The organism is Halomonas saccharevitans, assembly GCF_900116405.1.
GTDB lineage: Bacteria > Pseudomonadota > Gammaproteobacteria > Pseudomonadales > Halomonadaceae > Halomonas > Halomonas saccharevitans.
In genome coordinates this window covers 1-20122 of record NZ_FPAQ01000001.1, presented here as the reverse complement: position 1 = coordinate 20122, position 20122 = coordinate 1, and the positions used below count along the sequence as shown (strand labels likewise).

Here is a 20122-nt window from a genome sequence, read left to right as displayed (position 1 = left end):
GTTGGCTCCCCGAACAGGACTCGAACCTGTGACCCAATGATTAACAGTCATTTGCTCTACCAACTGAGCTATCGGGGAATGACCTCGAACACGGGGCGTAGTATACGGATCGGGCACGCAAGGTCAAGCCGCGATTGGCAATTTGGTGCCCGCACGGCCGGCCGGCACCCAAGAAACAGGCCCAACGAAAAACGCCCGACGGGCCGGAGCCTGACGGGCGTTTCTGCGTGTTCTGGTGGCTACGCCCTGATTCGAACAGGGGACCCCATCATTATGAGTGATGTGCTCTAACCAGCTGAGCTACGTAGCCTTATCAACAGGTTGCCCGACCAAGGCCGGGCAACGGGGATGAATTATGCACGCGGGCTCGCGCCATGGCAAGCCCGCGAGGCACTCAGCTCTCGATATCGAGCGCCTCCTTCACCGCCGGCAGCCCCGGCTCGCCCTCGCGGGTAGTGACACCCTCGAGCCAGGTCTCGAGCACCGCGGGATTGGCCTGCAGGTAGTCGCGGGCCGCCTCGCGGGGATCCTCGCCCTGATCCGAGATCTGCCCCATCAGCTGGTTCTCCATGGTGAGGGTGAACTCGAGGTTCTCGAGCAGCGTCCCGACGTTGCCACACTCCTCGGCATAGCCGCCGCGGGTGTTGGTATAGACGGTCGCCCCGCCCAGGTTGGGGCCGAAGTAATCGTCGGCCCCCGACAGGTAGGCCATGTCATAGTTGGTGTTCATGGGGTGCGGCTCCCAACCGAGGAACACCATCCAGGTCTCGTCGGGGGTGCGTGCGCTCAGCTCGGCCAGCATGCCGGCCTCGCTGGAGTCGACCAGCGACCAGTCGCCGAGGCCGAAGGCATCGTCGTCGATCATGTCCTGGATCAGCTGGTTGCCGTCGTTGCCGGCCTCGATGCCGTGGATATTGCCGTCGAACTTCTCGGCATGCTCGGCGAGATCGGCCACCGAGGTGACGCCGGCATCGTGCACGTACTGCGGCACCGCCAGGGTGTACTTGGCGCCTTCGAGGTTGGCGCCCAGGCGATCGACGCTGCCATCCTCGACGTAGGGATCGCTGATCGAGGCCATGGAGGGCATCCAGTTGCCCAGGAAGACGTCGAAGTCGTCGTTCTTCATGCCGGAATAGGCGATCGGCACCGAGACGGTATCGATGCGGGTCTCGTAGCCCAGCGCCTCGAGCACCTCGGTGGTCAGGGCGGTGGTGGCCGTGATGTCGGTCCAGCCGACCTCGGCGAAGCGCACCTTCTCGCAGCTCTCGGGCTCGGCGGCCTGCAGCGGTGCGACGGCGAATCCAAGGGCGGCGGCGCCGACACCGAAGGTCATGCGACGATTCAGGAGGGTCGTATTCATGAAAGCGTTCCTCTTGTTGGACATCAAGTATAGCCGCGACGGCAGCGCCGCCGACCGATAGGGGAAGACCCCATCGGACCTTTATTGATTGAACGTTCAATAAAGAAATGGCATGCTACATGGTAACCACGCCTGATGCGTTGGGTGCAACATCAATTCTCGGGACAGGAGCCAGCAACGGTGCCAAAGGTCGGAATGGAACCCATCCGCCGCCAGCAGCTGATCAAGGCGACCATGGCGGCCATCGACGAGGTCGGCCTGGCCGACGCGACGGTGATGCGCATCGCCCGCCACGCGGGGGTCTCCGCCGGCATCATCAGCCACTACTTCGGCGGCAAGGACGGCCTGCTGGAGGCCACCATGCGCCAGATCCTGAGCGACCTGGGCGCGGCGGTGGCCGCACGGCGCAACGCGCTCAAGACCGCGAGCCCGCGGGCGCACCTGGGCGCCATCATCGATGGCAACTTCGATGGCAGCCAGGTCACCGGCCCGGTCGCCAAGACCTGGCTGGCCTTCTGGGCCAGCAGCATGCATCGGCCGACGCTGGCGCGCCTTCAGAACGTCAACGACCGGCGCCTCTACGCCAATCTCTGTCATCAGTTCCGCCGGCTGATGCCCCGTCACGAGGCGCGCGCCTGCGCCCGAGCCCTGGCCGCCCTGATCGACGGCCTCTGGCTGCGCGGCGCGCTGACGCCCAACGGCCTGGACAGCGACGAAGCGCGTCGTCTGGCCCACGACTACCTGGACCGACTGCTCGAGACGCACGACACCCTTTCCGCTACCTGAACGGAGGTCAGCATGGCACTTTCCGCCCCCCAGACCCTCTACATCGATGGCCGCCACACGGCCGCCACCTCGGGCGAGACCTTCCCCGTGGTCAACCCCTTCGACGGCTCGCTGCTCGCCGAGGTGCCCCAGGCCGCCGCGGCCGACGTGGACGCCGCCGTGGCCGCGGCGCGCCAGGGCCAGCGCGCCTGGGGAGCGATGAGCGGCATGGAGCGTGGCCGCATCCTTTACCGCGCCGTCGCGCTGCTGCGCGAGCGCAATGACGAGATCGCCGAGCTCGAGACCCGTAACACCGGCAAGCCGATCAGCGAGACCGCGGCCGTGGACATCGTCACCGGCGCCGACGTGCTCGAGTACTACGCCGGCCTGGCCCCGGCGCTGGAGGGCGCCCAGATCCCGCTGCGCGAGGACTCCTTCGTCTACACTCGCCGTGAGCCGCTGGGCGTGATCGGCGCCCTCGGCGCCTGGAACTACCCGATCCAGATCGCCTGCTGGAAGAGCGCCCCGGCGCTGGCCGCCGGCAACGCCGTGGTCTTCAAGCCCAGCGAAGTCACCCCGCTGACCACCATGATCCTCGCCGAGATATTCAGCGAGGCCGGCCTGCCCGACGGCGTCTTCAACGTGGTCCAGGGCGATGCCCGGGTCGGGGAGATGCTCACCGGCCACCGCGGCATCGACAAGATCTCGTTCACCGGCGAGGCGGGCACGGGCCGCAAGGTGATGGCCGCGGCCGGCGGCTCGACGCTCAAGGACGTGACCATGGAGCTCGGCGGCAAGTCGCCGCTGATCGTCTTCGCCGATGCCGACCTGGACCGCGCCGCCGACGCCGCGATGATGGCCAACTTCTACTCCAGCGGGCAGATCTGTACCAACGGCACCCGGGTCTTCGTCGATCGCGCCGTGAAGGCGGCCTTCGAGGCGAAGCTCGTCGAGCGGGTGGCGCGCATCCGCGCCGGCGACCCGCTGGATCCGAGCATCAACTTCGGGCCGCTGGTGAGCTTCGAGCACCAGGCGAAGGTGCTCGCCTACATCGCCCTGGGCCAACAGGAAGGCGCCCGGGTGCTGGCCGGCGGCGAGGCCTGGTCCCAGGGTGACTATGCCAACGGCGCCTGGGCCGCCCCGACCATCTTCACCGACTGCACCGACGAAATGCGCATCGTGCGCGAGGAGATCTTCGGCCCGGTGATGTCCGTGCTCGCCTTCGACGACGAGGAGGAGGTGATCCGCCGCGCCAACGACACCGAATACGGTTTGGCCGCCGGCGTCTTCACCGAGGGGCTCAATCGTGCCCACCGCGTGATCCGGCGCCTGGAAGCCGGCATCTGCTGGATCAACACCTGGGGCGAGTCTCCCGCCGAGATGCCCGTGGGCGGCTACAAGCAGTCCGGCGTGGGTCGCGAGAACGGCATCGAGACCCTGGCTCACTACACCCAGACCAAGTCGGTGCAGGTCGAGATGGGCCCCTTCGAATCGGTGTTCTGAGGCCACGTCGTGACCCCGGGCGAGAGGCGCGCCGGGGACCGGAGACGTCCCCTCCGGCACCCTTAATCGCGCATAAGCGGAACGCGAGGGTACTTGGCGTTTCCGACCGGCAAACGTCCCCTGCGCCGCTTGCAACGCGCCCCTTTTGACTGTTTCAGGGAGGCCCCATGTCCCCGTCCCGTGAATTCGATTACGTCATCATCGGCGCCGGCTCCGCCGGCAACGTCCTGGCCACCCGCCTGACCGAGGACCCGGACGTCAGCGTGCTGCTGCTCGAGGCCGGCGGCCCCGATCACCGCTTCGACTTCCGCACTCAGATGCCGGCGGCCCTGGCCTACCCGCTGCAGGGCAAGCGCTACAACTGGGCCTTCGAGACCGACCCGGAGCCCCACATGGACGGCCGGCGCATGGAATGCGGCCGCGGCAAGGGCCTCGGCGGCTCCTCGCTGATCAACGGCATGTGCTACATCCGCGGCAACGCCCTGGACTATGACGGCTGGGCCAAGCAGCCGGGTCTCGGGGACTGGACCTACGCCGACTGCCTGCCCTACTTCAGGAAGTCCGAGACCCGCGACATCGGCCCCAACGCCTACCACGGCGGCGACGGCCCGGTCAGCGTGACGACGCCGAAGGAAGGCAACAATCCGCTCTATCACGCCTTCATCGAGGCGGGCCAGCAGGCCGGCTATCCGTCCACCAAGGACGTCAACGGCTACCAGCAGGAGGGCTTCGGCCCCATGGACCGCTTCGTCACCCCCAACGGACGACGCGCCTCCACCGCCCGGGGCTACCTCGACCAGGCCAAGAGTCGGCCGAACCTGACCATCGAGACCCGCGCCATCACCGACGTCATCACCTTCGAGGGCAAGCGCGCCACCGGCGTACGCTACGCCCGCCACGGCAAGCCCCAGGCGGTTCACGCCCGCCGCGAGGTACTGCTGTGCGCCGGCGCCATCGCCTCGCCGCAGATCCTGCAGCGCTCCGGCGTGGGTCCCAAGGACGTGCTCGACGAATTCGGCATCGAGGCCGTTCAGGTCAACGACAACGTCGGCGCGCACCTGCAGGACCACCTGGAGATGTACATCCAGTACGAGTGCACCCAGCCGATCTCGCTCTACCCGGCGCTCAAGTGGTACAACCAGCCGAAGATCGGCGCCGAGTGGATGCTGTTCGGCAAAGGCATTGGCGCCAGCAACCAGTTCGAGGCGGCGGGTTTCATCCGCTCGAGCGACGAGGAGGCGTGGCCCAATCTGCAGTACCACTTCCTGCCCATCGCCATCAGCTACAACGGCAAGAGCGCGGTGCAGGCCCACGGCTTCCAGGCCCACGTGGGCTCCATGCGCTCGGAGAGCCGCGGCCGCGTGCGCCTGACCTCCCGCGATCCCGAGGCCGCACCCTCGATACTGTTCAACTACATGGCCACCGAGAAGGACTGGCAGGAGTTTCGCGACGCCATTCGCCTGACCCGCGAGATCATCGCCCAGCCGGCCTTCGACAAATACCGCGGCCGGGAGGTCTCGCCGGGGCCGGACGTGCAGTCCGATGAAGCGCTCGACGCCTTCGTCAAGGCCCATGCCGAGACCGCCTACCATCCCTGCGGCAGCTGCCGGATGGGCGAGGGGGACGATGCCGTGGTCGACAGCGCCGGCCGGGTCCACGGCCTGGAGGGCCTGCGGGTGGTCGACGCCTCGCTGTTCCCGGTGATCCCCACCGGCAACCTCAACGCGCCGACGATCATGCTCGCCGAGAAGATGGCCGACAAGATCCGCGGCCGAGAGCCGCTGCCGAGAAGCGACGCCCCCTACTACGTGGCGGGCGACGCCCCCGCCCAGCGGGAACCGCAGCGCCGTACGGCCTGATCGGTTAGCCGAGCAACACCGAGCCGCCCCGCCCCCGTGCGGGGCAACTTGCGTTGAACGGTCGGACATCGAGGGTGAATGGAGGCAGGTCGAAGAGGGGTCTTTTGCCATGGATGTCAAAAGTAGCGCCCAGGGAAGGGTTCACGGCGCCCCGCGTAGACCTGCCTCCATGATCCTCTCGGACTTGGAGAGGGAAAACTGCATCGAGGGGATTGGCCGCCGGGCTCGGGATGCGCTAGGCTGAGGGCATTCAAACAAGTGTTCGAATCTGTCGGAGCCCACCATGCTGACCCTGACCCTGCTCGTGCTGGCCATTGCCGGCCTGCTCATCGTGATGCGCCGGGAGGCCGGCGCCCTGCCCGCCCTGGCCGTGACCGCGGGGCTCGGCCTCGTCGGCCTGGTCGCCGGCGCGTCGATCCTCGGCGTGCTGCTGATGATCGCCGCCGCGGCCATCGCCGTCTGCGGCTTGCCCGCCCTGCGTACCCGCTGGCTCACGCCACGACTCTTCGCCCTGTTCAAGAAGGTCGCCCCCAAGGTCTCGGATACCGAGCGCACCGCACTCGAAGCCGGCAGCGTGGCCTGGGACGGCGAACTCTTCACCGGACGTCCCGACTGGAAAAAGCTGCTCGACTATCGCGACGAGGGGCTCTCGGATGAGGAGCGCGCCTTCCTCGATCACCAGTGCAGCGTGGCCGCCGGCATGTGCAACGCCTGGGAGATCGCCCGGGAACGCGCCGACCTGCCCCAGGAACTCTGGGACTACCTCAAGCAGGAAGGCTTCTTCGGCATGATCATCCCCAAGGCCTACGGCGGCCTGGGCTTCTCGGCCAAGGCGCAGTCCCTGGTGCTGCAGAAGCTCTCGGTCAGCGAGACGCTGATGGTCACCGTGGGCGTGCCCAACTCCCTGGGGCCGGGCGAGCTGCTGCTGAAGTACGGCACCGAACAGCAGAAGGATCACTATCTGCCGCGCCTGGCCGACGGCCGCGAAATCCCCTGCTTCGGCCTGACCGGCCCGCGGGCCGGCAGCGATGCTACGGCCCTTCCCGACACCGGCGTGGTCTGCAAGCAGATGGTCGACGGCGAGGAGGTCCTGGGCCTCCGGCTGAATTTCGAGAAGCGCTGGATCACCCTGGCGCCCATCGCCAGCGTCGTGGGCCTGGCCTTCCGGCTCTTCGACCCGGACCAGCTGCTCGGCGAGGAGGAAGATCGCGGCATCACCCTGGCGCTGATTCCCCGCGACACTGACGGCATGGAGATCGGCCGCCGCCACCATCCCATCGGCAGCCCCTTCCTCAACGGGCCGATCAAGGGCCACGACGTCTTCGTGCCGCTCTCCACCATCATCGGCGGGCCGGAGATGATCGGCCAGGGCTGGCGGATGCTGGTCGAATGCCTCTCCATCGGGCGCTGCATCACCCTGCCCTCCGGCGCTACCGGCACCGCCCGCTATGCGCTGGGCTGGAGCGGCGGCTTCGCGCGGATCCGCCGCCAGTTCAACGTGCCGGTGGCCGAGATGGAGGGTATCCAGGAGCCCCTGGCGCGCATGGCTGCGCTGGCCTATGTCTCCCGGGCCGCCGTCTACCAGACCGCCAACACCATCGATCATGGCGAGAAGCCGGCGGTGCCCTCGGCGATCCTCAAGAGCCAGCTCACCGAGTTCCAGCGGGTTATCCTCGGCGACGCCATGGACATCCACGGCGGCAAGGCGGTGACCCTGGGGCCGCGCAACTACCTCGGCATCGGCTACAGCGCCAACCCGGTGGCGATCACCGTCGAGGGCGCCAACATCATGACCCGCAACCTGATGATCTTCGGTCAGGGCGCCATCCGCTGCCATCCCTACGTGCTCGAGGAGCTGGCCGCCAAGGATGCAGACGACGCCGCGGCCTTCGATCGCGCCTTCTTCGGCCATGCCGGGTTGATCTTCGGCAACGCCGCCCGTGCCCTCACTCAGGGGCTGGGGCTCGGCCGGCCGAGTGTGCCCTTCGACGAGATCGCCGCCCCCTACGCCCGGGACATCGCGCGCCTCTCCGCCGGCTTCGGACTCTGCGCCGACGCCGCCATGGCGAGCCTGGGGTCGCAGCTCAAGCAGCGTGAGATGCTCTCCGCGCGCCTCGGCGACGTGCTCTCCAACCTCTATCTCGCCTCGATGACGCTCAAGCAGTGGCACGAGGGCCACAAGGTCGAGGGCGAGGCGGCCCTGCTGCACTACGGCTGCCGGTTCCTGCTGGGACGCGCCGAACAGGCCCTGGACGAGCTCTTCGACAACCTGCCGAGCCGCGCCCTGGGCCGCACGCTGCGCGTCATCGTGATGCCGACGGGCCGGCGCTGGAAGCGCCCCGAGGACACGCTGACCCGCGAGATCGCCCAGGCCGTCTCCCGGGACACGCCCCTGCGCCGCCACCTGCTCGACGCCACCTGGCAGGAGAACGACGGCAGCCGGGACAACCCGCTGGCCCGCTACAACGCCCTGCTGGCGAGCCAGGAGCGCGCCGAGGCGCTCTATCGCCGGGTCAACAAGGCTTACGCGAAGGGGGAGCTGCCGGCCGAGGCGCTGCACCCGGAAGCGCGGGTCGAGGCGGCCCTGGCGGCGGGGCTGATCGGCGAGGAGGACGCCACCTTCATGCAGGAGCGCGAGGCTGCGGTGCTGGAGCTGCTCACCGTGGATGACTTCGCCTACGACGCCTTCGTCACCGACAAGACCAAGGTGCTGCGCCACCAGCCGGCCTGAGCCTCTGGATTACCCCTCTGAACCAGGTACCACACAACGCCCCGGCCAGCCGCCGGGGCGTCTTGTTATTCCCTTGCAGCTCCCAAGAGCCGAATAAAATAGAGTCTGAGCGGCGGGACAGGTCAAAGAGAGGATCCTATGCCAGGGGTGAGAAGCACTGCTTCGAACGGGCTGGCCAGAGATGGTCAGCACCGGCCCTGCAAGCGGACGGGACGCGGGAGCGCCGCAGGGCATCGGTAGCGTACAGGGACGTATTCACAGCGCCCTCTCGGAGACCCATGCCGGCGCAGGATGCGTTCTCGCTAAAGGCTACAGCGGCCAGACGATCAGGATCAGCGGGATCGCCACCGCCATCACCACCAGGGTCAGCGGCAGCCCCAGCTTCCAGTAGTCGCCGAAGCGATAGCCGCCCGGGCCCATCACCAGGGTATTGGACTGGTGACCGATGGGCGTCAGGAAGGCGCAGGAGGCGCTGATCGCCACCACCATCAGGAAAGGATCCAGGGAGACGCCGAAGCCCTCGGCGAGGCTCGCCGCGATGGGCGCCATCAGCAGCGCCGCCGCGGCGTTGTTGACCACGTTGGAGAGCAGCGTGCAGATCAAGAACAGCCCCACCAGGGTGGCCACCACCGGCCACTCGCGGCCCATGGCCAGCAGGATCTCGGCGATCAGGGAGGCCCCGCCACTGGTCTCCAGCGCCTGCCCCACCGGAATCATCGCCCCCAGCAGCACGATCACCGGGCCGTCGATGGCCTGATAGCCCTCGCGCAGCGACAGCACGCCCACCATCAGCGAGACCAGGGCGGCAGCGGTCAGGGCCACCGACGAGGGCACGAGGTCCAGCACCATGGCGATCACCGCCACCGCGAAGATCGCCACCGAGACCGCCAGCATCCGCGGCCGACCCAGGGTCAGGTTACGGCTGGCCAGCGGCAGGCAGCCCAGGGTGGTAAGGCTCTCGCCGATCTCGCCCTCGCCGCCCTGAAGCAGCAGCACATCGCCGGCCCGGAAGCGAATATCGCGCAGGCGCTGGTTGAGGCGGCCGCCGTCCCGGGCCACCGCCACCAGGTGCAGGCCAAACTGGTTGTGCAGGCGAAGCTGGGTGACGGTGCGGTGGATCATCATAGAGTCGTTGCGCACCACCGCCTCGACCAGCTGCAGGCCCTCGGTATCCACCGCGGAACGCTGTGCCTCCTCCTCCTCTTCGCCCTGCGGCTCGTCATCCTGCGACTCATCACCTTGCTGGGCCTTGCGAGGCGCGGCCGAGGCCTCGCGCTCCCGCGTCTCAGCATCCTGTGCCTCGTCGTCCGGCGGCGGCTCGGGGCCGACCACCAGGCCCGCCTTGTCCTCGATCAGCTTCATCTCCTCGGGCCCGGCCTCCACCAGCAGGATATCGCCCTCGCCCAGGGTGCCGTGGAAGGCGTGACCGGCATGGCGCGTGTCGCCGCGCACCACCGCCAGCACCGGGATGGTCTCCTCCAGGGCCTGGTGCAGATCGCGCAGCGTCCAGCCCACCGCCTTGCCGTCCTCGGGGACGCGCAGCTCCACGAGGTAGTGGGCGGTATCGAACATCTCCTCCGTGGAGGCCTTGCCGGCTCGCTGGGGCACCAGGCGCCAGCCCACCAGCACGATGAAGGCCAGGCCGACCAGGGCCACGCTGGCACCGACCGGAAAGAAGGAGAACATGCCGAAGCTCTCCCCCACCGCCTCATGACGGTAGCTGGAGATGATGATGTTGGGCGGGGTGCCGATCAGGGTGGTGAGGCCGCCGAGCAGCGAGCCGAAGGCCAGCGGCATCAGCAGCAGCGAGGGCGGGCTGTCGTGCTCGCGAGCCATGCGGATCGCCACCGGCAGCATCAGCGCCAGGGCGCCGACGTTATTCATCACCCCGGAGAGCACCAGCACGGTGCCGGAGAGCACCAGCATCTGCAGGATCAGGCGGTCGCCGACCCTGAGGGCCTGCTCGGCGATCAGATCGACGAGCCCGGAACGCTCGAAGCCGCGGCTGAGCACCAGCACCGCGGCGACGGTGATCACGGCGGGATGGCCGAAGCCGTAGAAGGCCTCGTCGGTGGGCACCAGGCCCAGCAGCACGGAGGCCAGTAGCGCACCCAGCGCCACCAGGTCGTAGCGAAAGCGGCCCCACACGAAGGCCGCGAGCGTCGCGCCGAGAACCATAAATACCTGGGTGCTGTCGCTCATCGCCGATCACCTCCCTGTGCCGTCAGGATGATGTCAGCACAACAGCCGAGGCCGAGAAAAGCCAGCGTTTCCCGCTTTCCCCCGCCCCATACGCACACCCCGGCACATGGCCAGGGCGCGCAGGCCGCGAGAACGTCGGCCGGCTCGGCGCGGTCCTGCAGACCGCCCGTCACGTCAGGGCTCGGCGAACGGCAGCGGCTCGCTGCCGCGGCGCACCTCGAAGACGTTGAGGGTCATGGCCACCAGGGCGTAGTAGCCGAACACCCCCACCAGCTCCACCACCGCCGGCTCGCCGAAGGCCGCCACCGCCTCGGCGTAGAGCGCCTCGTCGACGCGCCGGGTGGTGTAGAGCGTCTTGCCCAGGCGATGTATCAGCGCCTCGTCGTCGCGCTCGAAATCGGGCTCGCGCCCATCCTGGAGCGCCTCGATCACCGCCTCGCTGACCCCGGCCTCGCGGGCGATGGGCGCGTGGATCTGCCACTCCGCCTGGGACTGCCACCAGGACGCGGTGAAGAGTATCGCCAGCTCGGTGAGTCGCAGCTCCAGGCGGGTGCCGTAGCGGCAGAAGGCGCCGAGGCGCTGGGCATGATCGGCCAGTTCGGGGCTGTGGATCCAGGCCAGGAAGGGGCCGTCCAGGTTGCCGCGGGGGCCGCTCAGGATGGCGTCCAGCACGCGGCGCTGGTCGGGCGCCATGCTGGCCTCGTCCAGGGGGGAGAGGCGGGAGTCGATCGACATCGGGCGAGGCTCCATTACGAGTGGGTGAGAACGCGCTTGAGAGCAGCATCGAGCTTGTCGACGATCTCGTCCAGGTGGGCGTCGTCGAGGATAAAGGGCGGCGCCAGCAGGATATGATCGCCCCGGCGGCCATCCAGGGTGCCGCCCATGGGATAGCACATCAGCCCCTCATCCATGGCCGCGCGCTTGATCGCCGCGTGCAGCTTGCGCTCGGGGGCGAACGGCGTCTTGGCGTCGCGCTCGGCGACCAACTCGAGCCCGCGGAAGAGCCCCCGACCGCGGATGTCGCCGACGTGGGGATGCTCGGCGAAACGCGCCTCTAGCCGCTGCTGCAGCCCCTCGCCCAGACTCACGACCCGCGACAGCAGGCCACGCTCCTCGACGGCGCGCTGCACCGCCAGGGCGGCGGCGCAGGCCGTGGCGTGACCGATGTAGGTGTGCCCGTGCTGGAAGAAGCCCGACCCCTCGGCGATCGCCGCGCGAATCCGCTCGCCGACCAGGGTCGCGCCGATCGGTTGGTAGCCGGCGCCGAGGCCCTTCGCCACGGTCAGCAGGTCCGGCGTCACGCCCTCCTGCTCGGCGGCGAACAGTGTGCCGGTGCGTCCCATGCCGCACATCACCTCGTCGAGGATCAGCAGGATGCCGTGACGGTCGCAGATCTCGCGCACCCGCTTGAAGTAGCCCGGCACCGGCGGCACCGCCCCAAGGGTCGCGCCGACCACCGGCTCGGCGACGAAGGCCATCACCGTCTCCGGCCCCAGGGCCTGGATCTCGGCCTCGAGTTCCGCCGCCAGCCGCACGCCGTAGGCCTCGGGGGTCTCGCCGGGGGCCTGGCCACGGTAGGCATAGCAGGGGCTGACGTGGCTTACCCCGACCAGCAGCGGCTCGAACTGCTGCCGGCGCCAGGCGTTGCCGCCGGTGGCGAGCGCCCCCAGGGTATTGCCGTGGTAGCTCTGGCGCCGGGCGATCAGGTGCTTGCGCTGGGGCTCACCGCGCTCGATGAAGTATTGGCGCGCCAGCTTCAGCGCCGCCTCCACCGCTTCGGAGCCGCCGGAGACGAAATAGACCGACGACAGGCCCGCTGGCGCGCGCTCGACCAGAAAATCGGCCAGCGCCTCCATCGGCTCGTTGGTGAAGAAGGAGGTGTGGGCATAGGCGAGCCGGCCGACCTGGTCACGCACCGCCTCGATCACGCCGGCATCGCTGTGGCCCAGGCAGGAGACCGCGGCACCGCCGCAGGCGTCCAGGTAGCGCTGGCCCTGGGCATCGATCAGGTAGGGACCCTCGCCGCCCACGGCGGTCGGATAGGCGTGCTTCAGGTGGCGGTGGAATACGTGGCTCATGCGGCCCTCTCGCAAATATGCAAAAACAACAACCATTCTGCAAAAAAGGAAGTATATTTGCAAATCCATCCGATAGCAGCCTGACGCCACGCCCGACGAGCGCTACAATGCCCCACCTCAATCCCCCAGGCCGCGCCGAAACCGACATGACACTCCCCAAGCCCCAGCGACCGGACACCCTCGGCGACCTCGAGCGCCTGCTCGCCACCATCGAGCAGGGCGAGGGATCGTTGCGGCTGGGTAAGCGCTCGCGTCGGGTGCTGTCGGCGATGGTCACCGCGCCGCAGCAGGCCGCGGTATCCTCGATCAGCGACCTGGCGGAGCGCCTGGGCGTCAGCCCCTCGACCCTGTCGCGGCTGGCCCAGCGGCTGGGCTTCGAGGGTTTCGCCGGCCTGCAGGCGGTGTTTCGCCGCCACGTCACCGAGGGCAAGAGCTTCTACAGCGATCAGGTCTCGCGCCTGCTGGACGGCGACGGGGACGACGACGCCCTCGCCCGACTGGCCCGGCTGGGGCGACAGGAGAGCGCCAATATCGCCGACACGGTGGCGAGCATCGACGGCGAGGCCTTCACCGAGGCGGCGCGGCTGCTGGTGGAGGCGAAGCGGGTGAGGGTCCACGGCATGCGCCAGTTCGCCTCGCTGGCCTCGTTCCTGGCCTATGGCCTGGGCATGCTGCGCGCCGATGCCGCACCGCTGGACGCCGTCCGCCACGGCGTCGCGGATGCGCTGGCCCAGCTCGAGGCGGGGGACGTGCTGGTGGTGGCGAGCTGCTTTCCCTACACCCCCAGCGTGCTGGCCACGGCGGAGGTGGCGGCGCGCCAGGGCATCCGCGTCATCGCCCTGACCGACTCCCGGGGCTCGCCGCTCGCCCGGGTGGCGCACCACGTCTTTCCGGTCCCCGACCACAGCCTCTTCTTCAGCAACAGCATGTGCGCCTTCATGCTGCTGGCCGAGGGCCTGCTGAGCGAGGCGGCGAACCTGCTGGGCGACGAGGGACTCGCCGCGCTCAAGCGGCGCGAGCAGCTGATCGGCGAGCTCAACGAGTCGCTGTAGGCACCGCCCGCGCCTCGTACAGGTATCAGATCACGGCAGCAGGATGGTCGACCCGGTGGTCCGGCGGGCCGCCAGGGCCGCCTGAGCATCGCCCGCCTCGGCCAGCGGATAACGATTCGAGATATCGATGGTGACCTGGCCGCCCTCGAGCATCGCGAAGAGCTCGCCGGCCATCGCCTCCAGCCGCTCGCGAGTGTCGGCATAGCCGTTGAGACTCGGGCGCGTGACGTAAAGCGCCCCCTTCTGGTTGAGGATGCCGATGTTGACGCCCTCGACCGCGCCAGAGGCGTTGCCGAAGCTGACCATCAGGCCGCGCTTCTTCAGGCAGTCCAGCGACGTCTCCCAGGTGTCCTTGCCCACCGAGTCGTAGACCACGTCGCACATCGCGCCGTCCGTCAACTCGCGCACCCGCTCGACCACGTCCTCCCGGGTGTAGTCGATGGTCGCCCAGGCGCCGTTCTGCGTGGCCAGCGCCGCCTTCTCCGGGGAGCTGACCGTGCCGATCAGCCGCACGCCGAGCGCCTTGGCCCACTGGCAGGCGATGGAGCCGACGCCACCGGCGGCGGCATGCCAGAGGATGGTCTCGCCGCCCTTCAGGGGGTAGGTCTGGCGCAGCAGGTACTGCACCGTGAGGCCCTTGAGCATGCCGGCCGCGGCGGTCTCGACATCGATCGCCTCGGGCAGCGCCACCACCTTGTCGGCCGGCAGCACGTGCTGTTCGGCGTAGGCGCCGAGAGGTCCCTGGGCGTAGGCCACCCGATCGCCTACCGCCAGGTGAGTGACGCCCTCGCCGACCGCCTCGACCACGCCGGCGCCCTCGGTGCCGAGCCCCGAGGGCAGGCCGGGCGCCGGATAGAGGCCGGTGCGAAAATAGATGTCGATGAAGTTGAGGCCGACCGCCTGGTTGCGGACGCGTACCTCACCGGCGGCCGGTTCGGCCGGCGTGACATCGACGAGCTCGAGGACTTCGGGGCCGCCGGTGCGGGCGAACTGGATACGCTGGGCCATGGGGTATTGTCCTTGTGACGTTGACGGATGGGCCCATCAGTCAAGCGTCCGGACACCCCCGGGGTCAAGGCGCGGGCGGCTGATGTCGCCCGCCGCCTGCGATTCATGTCGCCCGACCATGCGACTCAGAGCGTGGCGGGGAAGGACTCTAGCCCGCGGACGAAGCGCGCCTTGTAGTCGTCGAAGAGCGCGCGGTCGCGCTTGAACGACTGGACCACCGAGGCCTCGTCGAAGGTCAGCGCCCGGGGCAGCTCCGCCACGGAGGTGGCGGGATGCTTGGGGCCGAGGCCGATGCGCACGCCGGCCTTGCCGTCGAGCCAGCGGGTGATGCCCGCCTCGCGGAAGCGCGCCTCCTGCTCGGGGCCCGTGGCGTCCACGCGCAGCGGCGCCTTGAGGGCCAGCTCGGCGACCAGCCGCTCGGACGGCCGGGTCACGCTCTCACCGTCGAGGTCGGCCAGCAGCATCACGGTCATGCTGCTGCCGATCTCATCGAGCACCAGCAGGGCCAGCGCCACCGGGCGCGACTGATCATCTACCAGCGCCAGCACCCGGGCGGCCTCCTGCTTGACCAGCACGCCCAGGGTGCCGGCGAAGGTCGCCAGCGGCGTGAGCCCGGCGTCCTGGCCGTAGGCCTCGGCGCACAGCCGAGCCAGGCAGGCATCGCGCTGCTCGGGATTCTTGATGTGCACGACTCTCATCTCGGTGTCCTCGCATCGTCGTATGTCCGGCGCCAGCGCCAGGATCGAAAGCGCGCAGCCTACCACATCCTGGCCCGATCGCGCGGTGCTCGGCGACCGCCGCGCCGGGGCGTTTCCCGTCCCAGTCCGATGGCGCTACGCTGTCCCTCTTCGCCCCGCCGATCAGGAACCGCCCCATGCCCGACGCCGCGCTCGCCCTGCCCCGCCTGATCGCCCATCGCGGCCTCTCCGCCCGCGCCCCGGAGAACACTCTCGCGGCCGTGCGCGCCGCCCACGGCGTGGGCGTCGACTGGGTGGAGCTCGACGTGCAGCTGCTCGGCGACGGCACCCCGGTGATCTGGCACGACGCCGGCCTGCGCCGCTGCTCCGATCGCCGCGGCCGGCTGGCCGACCTGGATCTTGCCGCGGCGCGACGCCTCGATGCCGGCGGCTGGTTCGGTGAGGCCTTTCGGGGCGAGCCCATGGCCACCCTCACGGAAATGCTGGCGCTGCTCAACGAGCTCGACATGGGCGTCAACCTGGAACTCAAGGTCAATCGCGGCCGCGATCCCCGCGCCCTGGTGGCGGCCGCCGTGCCCGCCGTGATGGAGGCGCTGCCGCCATCGCGCCGGCTGCTCTCCTCCTTCAACGACGCGGCCCTCGCCCACGCCCGCGCCCTGGCCGGACCCGAGGCGCTGTCGCTGGGCGTACTCTTCGAGGGGATCGGCCGCGACTGGCGGCGACGCTGCGAGGCGGTGGAGGCCTGCAGCGTGCATGCCGACTGGAAGCGCCTGAAGGCGCCTCGCGCCCGGGAGGTGACCGCGGCGGGGTATCGGCTGCTCTGCTACACGGCCAACGACCCGCTCGCCTTCGCCCCACGCTGGGCCTGGGGCGTCGAGGCGGTGATCAGCGACGACCCGCCGCGCTTCATGGGCTAAGCCCGGCACGCGGCGGGGACGAGCGCCCAGGAGCAGTTAGGCGCGCTCGACGGCGCCCGCCATCACCCGCGCATAGTCGCGCGGATTGAAGCGCAGGGTGACCAGCAGCATCGCCGCCGCGCCGAGGGCCAGCAGCACCCAGGCGGCCAGGAAGCCGCCGGTGGCCTCACGCAGGGCGCCGCTGATCCAGGGCGAGAGCGCGTTGAGCATGAAGCCGAAGCCCTGCATGAAGGCGGCCAGGCGTCCCGCCGCGCGGGGATCGGAGAGATGATCCAGAGCGAGGATCAGGCCCAGGGAGAAGCTGGATCCCAGGCCGAAACCGGCGATGGCCACCCAGACGAGCGCCCCCTGGCCGGGCAGCAGGATCAGCCCCAGGTAGCCGGTGAGCTGAGCCAGCAGGCTGACGGCCAGCAGCCAGCGACGGTCCGCATGGGACTGACGCTGCGCCAGGATTGGCATTGCCAGGGCGGCGATCACCTGAAAGATGGTCATCCAGGCCAGCAGCTGGCCGCTGGACGAGGCGCTCCAGCCGAGCTCCCGGTAGTAGACCGGCAGCCAGGTGACCAGGCTGGAGTAGCCCGCGTTGATCACCCCGAAATAGAGCGCCAGCAGCCAGGCCCGAGGCAGCCGCCAGGGCCGCGGACCGGCCAGGGCCACCCAGGCGGGCTCCGGCGCCCGGGGGCGGCGGGAGAGCCACACCCAGGCCAGCAGGGTGATCAGCGCCGGCACCCACCACAGGCCCACGCCCAGCTGCCAGCCGCCGAGGCTCGCCAGCCAGGGACTCGCCCAGGCAGACAGGCCGCCGCCGGACATCAGCGCCGCGGAGTAGACGCCCATGGCGAGCGGCATGCGCCGGCCGAATCGGCGCTTGGCGAGCCCCGGCACCAGCGCCTGGATCAGCGCGATGCCGGCGCCGCCCAGCAGCGCCGTGGCCAGCAGGGTCGTGCCGCTGCCGTTGACCTGGCGCAGGGCGCAGGCCACCGCGATGGCCAGCAGGGCCAGACTGATGCCGCGCTGCTCGCCCAGCCAGGCCTGCAGGCGCCCGCTCGCCAGCGCCACGGCCCCCATGCACAGGAAAGGCAGGGTGGTTAGCCAGGCGAGCACCGTGTAGCTGAGCCCGGTGGCCACCCGGATCTCCTCCATCAGCGGGCTGGCGGCGGCCAGCAGCGGTCGCAGGTTCAGGCCGAGCGCCACCAGCAGCGCCAGTCCCCCGATGAACTGCCAGGTCGTGGAATCCTCCCGGGAAGTGCCGCTCCGTGCCGTCATTACCGCCTCGCGTGGTCACATTGTGAGGCAACTATTGTATATAAAACTAACGATAATGGGATACAGGGTCGCTGCCGCCCACCAGTGCCTCGATGGCGGCCATGTCCAGGCTCGCCTCCAGGCCATCGGCCAGGCGGTCGAGTTCGCGTTCGCGATGGGCAGCGAAGTCCACGGCGGCGTCCTCCCCTTCCTCCCCCGCCAGGCCGAGCCGGGCGAGCAGCGCCGCGCAGGCGCCCGCCTCGTCGAAGAGGCCATGCAGGTAGGTGCCGAGCACCTGACCATCCTCGCTGATGGCGCCGTCCGGCCGACCGTCGAGTTCCATCAGCGGCCGGGCCAGCGCCGGCCCCTCGCTCACGCCGTTGTGGATCTCGTAACCGCTCACCGGCGTGCCCTCCCCGGCCGGGGTATCCAGGAGGGTGCCGGCGACGTTGCGCAGCTGCTTGCCCGCCCCCATCCGGGTGCGCAACGGCAGAAGCCCCAGTCCCGTCACGCTGCCGCCCGGGCCCTCGAGACCATCCGGGTCGTCGATCGCCTCGCCGAGCATCTGGAAGCCGCCGCAGATGCCGAGCACCCGGCCGCCGTAGCGCAGGTGGCGACGGATCGCCGTCTCCCAGCCCTGGGCGCGCAGCCAGGCCAGATCGCTTGCCGTCGCCTTGCTGCCGGGCAGCAGGATGACGTCGGCGGGCGGGATCGGCCGGTCGGGACCGACCAGGGTCAGGGCGACCCGCGGGTGCAGGCGCAGCGGATCCAGGTCGGTGTGATTGCTGATCCTCGGCAGCGCCGGCACTACCACGCGCAGGTCGGGCGTACCCGCTTCGTGACCGGCGAGGCCCACTCCATCCTCGGCGTCGAGCAGCAGGCCCTGCAGGTAGGGCAGCACGCCGTGCACCGGCTTGCCGGTATGGGCGGTGAGCCAGTCGAGGCCGGGCTCGAGCAGGGCGATGTCGCCGCGGAAGCGGTTGATGATAAAGCCCCGGGTGCGGGCCTGCTCGCTCTCGGAGAGCAGCGCCAGGGTTCCCACCAGCTGGGCGAAGACGCCGCCGCGGTCAATGTCGCCGACCAGCAGCACCGGGCAGTCGACGGCCTCGGCGAAGCCCATGTTGGCGATGTCGCCCTCGCGCAGGTTGACCTCGGCGGGGCTGCCCGCCCCCTCGGCGATGATCACGTCGAAGCGCGCCGACAGCCGTTCCCAGGCCGCCAGCACGCTCTGTCGCGCCTGGCGCTTGAAGGCGTGATAGTCGATTGCGTCCATGTGGCCGTAGACCTGGCCGTCGAGGATCACCTGGGCGCCCCGGTCACTCTCGGGCTTGAGCAGTACCGGATTCATGTCGCAGTGCGGGGCAACCCCGGCGGCCCGGGCCTGCAGCGCCGTGGAGCGGCCGATCTCGCCGCCCTGTGGCGTCACGGCGCTGTTGAGCGCCATGTTCTGGGGTTTGAAGGGCGCCACCGAGATGCCCCGCCGGGACAGCGCCCGACATAGCCCCGCGACCACGGTGCTCTTGCCGGCATCGGAAGTGGTGCCCTGGATCATCAGCGTCGGCATGGCAGCGTCCTCACTGTCGGGGGGCCAGGGCATCGACGGCGCGCGTGAGCGCCGCGTCCGCCGGCGGGGCCTGCCAGGCGTTGCCGTGCACCCGATCGGCCAACGGCAGGCGCTGGCGCCAGCCGGCCCGGGCGAGCTCGGGCGCATCGAGGAAGTCGTCGACGTAGCCCAGGCATAGATAGGCAAGCGGATAAACGTGATCCGGCAGGCTCAGCACCTCGGCCAGCTCCGACTGGTCGAGGATGCTGACCCAGCCCACACCGATGCCCTCGGCGCGGGCCGCCAGCCAGAGGTTCTGGACCGCCAAGCAGGTGCTGAACAGATCCATCTCGACGATGCTCTGTCGCCCCAGCACGTGCTCGCCGCCACGCTCCCGATCGCAGGTGATGCAGAGGTTGAGCGGACTCTCGAGGATGCCCTCGAGCTTGAGGCGCCGATAGAGTGCACCGCGCTCGCCGGCGTGGGCCTCGGCCGCCCTGGCGTTCTCGCGCTCGAAGATCGCGTGGACGCGGCTTCGCACCTCGCGGCTGTCGATCAGCAGGAAGTCCCAGGGCTGCATGAAGCCCACCGAGGGCGCATGGTGGGCGGCCTCCAGCAGCCGCGCCAGCACCTCCGGCGGAATCGGGTCCGGCCGGAACTGGCTGCGCACGTCGCGGCGCTCGAAGATGGCCCGGTAGAGGCCCTCGCGCTGCGCCTCGGGGAAGGCGTGGTCGGGTCGTCCGCTGGGATCTGCCATGCGGCGGTCTCCTGGAAAGCTGGGGGGGTGTGATAAGGCCTTGCAAGGATCGGGACCGGCCGATGAGCGCCGGGGACAAGGTGAAGCGAGGGTCCTGGTATGGATTGACCTGTCAAGGGCTCGGTTGTCTCTTCAGTGCATGCGGTTGTCCTCAATGCCTACGGGTCAGGAAGCGAGGGGCTATCAGCGACGGTGGATCTCTCTGGTATTCGTGGGTTGGGTACCGACCTGTCATCACTTCGTCGCGGAGCTACCCTGCTCTACGCTCGAGGGTCACCCTGCCCCGGAGGGCGGGAGCCTCATAGGACCGCCAGGGGTTCTCCTACCGGCCCGACGCTCCCTGACCCGCAGGCACTGGGACACTGCCGTCATGTCGTGGCCCGGCTGCCGTGTGGCTTGCCCAT

The 20122-nt window shown here is 69.5% G+C and carries 15 protein-coding genes and 2 tRNA genes; 6 read left to right on the top strand and 11 right to left on the bottom strand.

Features of this window, described 5'->3' with window-relative positions; all coding sequences use genetic code 11:
* Positions 1–2: 2 nt before the first annotated feature.
* The 3 genes from BM388_RS00085 to BM388_RS00075 form a co-directional block, all read right to left on the bottom strand.
* Positions 3–78: transfer RNA gene (locus BM388_RS00085), tRNA-Asn, on the bottom strand.
* A 155-nt stretch (positions 79–233) separates the two neighbouring features.
* Positions 234–310, bottom strand: a tRNA-Met gene (locus tag BM388_RS00080).
* Between the two features lie 84 nt (positions 311–394).
* Positions 395–1360, bottom strand: coding sequence for a choline ABC transporter substrate-binding protein (locus BM388_RS00075; RefSeq protein ID WP_390882423.1), 966 nt, complete (start codon positions 1358–1360; stop codon positions 395–397).
* 180 nt (positions 1361–1540) lie between these two features.
* On the opposite strand from BM388_RS00075, the gene betI reads away from it, so the two are divergent.
* The 4 genes from betI (at position 1541) to BM388_RS00055 (ending at position 8218) form a co-directional block, all read left to right on the top strand.
* Complete coding sequence (gene betI / locus BM388_RS00070; protein ID WP_175535005.1) at positions 1541–2146, top strand: transcriptional regulator BetI; 606 nt, start codon at positions 1541–1543, stop codon at positions 2144–2146.
* A gap of 12 nt (positions 2147–2158) precedes the next feature.
* Entirely contained in the window at positions 2159–3628 is a 1470-nt protein-coding gene (betB, locus tag BM388_RS00065; RefSeq protein ID WP_089845926.1) for a betaine-aldehyde dehydrogenase, read from the top strand.
* A gap of 167 nt (positions 3629–3795) precedes the next feature.
* Complete coding sequence (gene betA, locus BM388_RS00060) at positions 3796–5487, top strand: choline dehydrogenase (RefSeq protein WP_089845924.1); 1692 nt, start codon at positions 3796–3798, stop codon at positions 5485–5487.
* Positions 5488–5770: 283 nt separating this feature from the next.
* Positions 5771–8218 (top strand): acyl-CoA dehydrogenase, encoded by a 2448-nt coding sequence (locus tag BM388_RS00055; RefSeq protein WP_089845922.1) that lies wholly within the window; start codon positions 5771–5773, stop codon positions 8216–8218.
* Positions 8219–8527: 309 nt separating this feature from the next.
* Here BM388_RS00055 and BM388_RS00050 read toward each other — a convergent pair whose 3' ends face one another.
* From BM388_RS00050 to BM388_RS00040, 3 genes are all read right to left on the bottom strand, one after another.
* Positions 8528–10420, bottom strand: coding sequence for an SLC13 family permease (locus BM388_RS00050; protein ID WP_089845921.1), 1893 nt, complete (start codon positions 10418–10420; stop codon positions 8528–8530).
* 174 nt (positions 10421–10594) lie between these two features.
* A complete protein-coding gene (locus tag BM388_RS00045) occupies positions 10595–11155 on the bottom strand; it encodes a carboxymuconolactone decarboxylase family protein (RefSeq protein WP_089845919.1) in 561 nt (186 codons plus the stop codon).
* A 14-nt stretch (positions 11156–11169) separates the two neighbouring features.
* Positions 11170–12498, bottom strand: coding sequence for an aspartate aminotransferase family protein (locus tag BM388_RS00040; RefSeq protein WP_089845917.1), 1329 nt, complete (start codon positions 12496–12498; stop codon positions 11170–11172).
* Positions 12499–12644: 146 nt separating this feature from the next.
* Here BM388_RS00040 and BM388_RS00035 point away from each other — a divergent pair, with 146 nt between their 5' ends.
* A complete protein-coding gene (locus BM388_RS00035; RefSeq protein WP_089846325.1) occupies positions 12645–13550 on the top strand; it encodes a MurR/RpiR family transcriptional regulator in 906 nt (301 codons plus the stop codon).
* Between the two features lie 30 nt (positions 13551–13580).
* Here the strand turns inward: BM388_RS00035 and BM388_RS00030 are convergent, their stop codons facing one another.
* Positions 13581–14558 (bottom strand): NADPH:quinone reductase, encoded by a 978-nt coding sequence (locus tag BM388_RS00030; protein ID WP_089845914.1) that lies wholly within the window; start codon positions 14556–14558, stop codon positions 13581–13583.
* A gap of 125 nt (positions 14559–14683) precedes the next feature.
* Positions 14684–15256, bottom strand: coding sequence for a hypothetical protein (locus tag BM388_RS00025; RefSeq protein ID WP_089845912.1), 573 nt, complete (start codon positions 15254–15256; stop codon positions 14684–14686).
* A 176-nt stretch (positions 15257–15432) separates the two neighbouring features.
* Here BM388_RS00025 and BM388_RS00020 point away from each other — a divergent pair, with 176 nt between their 5' ends.
* Complete coding sequence (locus BM388_RS00020) at positions 15433–16173, top strand: glycerophosphodiester phosphodiesterase family protein (protein ID WP_089845911.1); 741 nt, start codon at positions 15433–15435, stop codon at positions 16171–16173.
* A 36-nt stretch (positions 16174–16209) separates the two neighbouring features.
* On the opposite strand, the gene BM388_RS00015 is transcribed toward BM388_RS00020, so the two are convergent.
* Genes BM388_RS00015 through bluB form a run of 3 tightly spaced genes read right to left on the bottom strand, consistent with a single transcriptional unit; the run spans position 16210 to position 19718 of the window.
* A complete protein-coding gene (locus tag BM388_RS00015) occupies positions 16210–17439 on the bottom strand; it encodes a CynX/NimT family MFS transporter (RefSeq protein ID WP_089845909.1) in 1230 nt (409 codons plus the stop codon).
* A 46-nt stretch (positions 17440–17485) separates the two neighbouring features.
* Positions 17486–18982, bottom strand: a complete 1497-nt coding sequence (locus BM388_RS00010) for a cobyric acid synthase (protein WP_089845907.1) — start codon at positions 18980–18982, stop codon at positions 17486–17488.
* 10 nt (positions 18983–18992) lie between these two features.
* Positions 18993–19718, bottom strand: coding sequence for a 5,6-dimethylbenzimidazole synthase (gene bluB / locus BM388_RS00005; RefSeq protein WP_089845905.1), 726 nt, complete (start codon positions 19716–19718; stop codon positions 18993–18995).
* Positions 19719–20122: the final 404 nt, after the last annotated feature.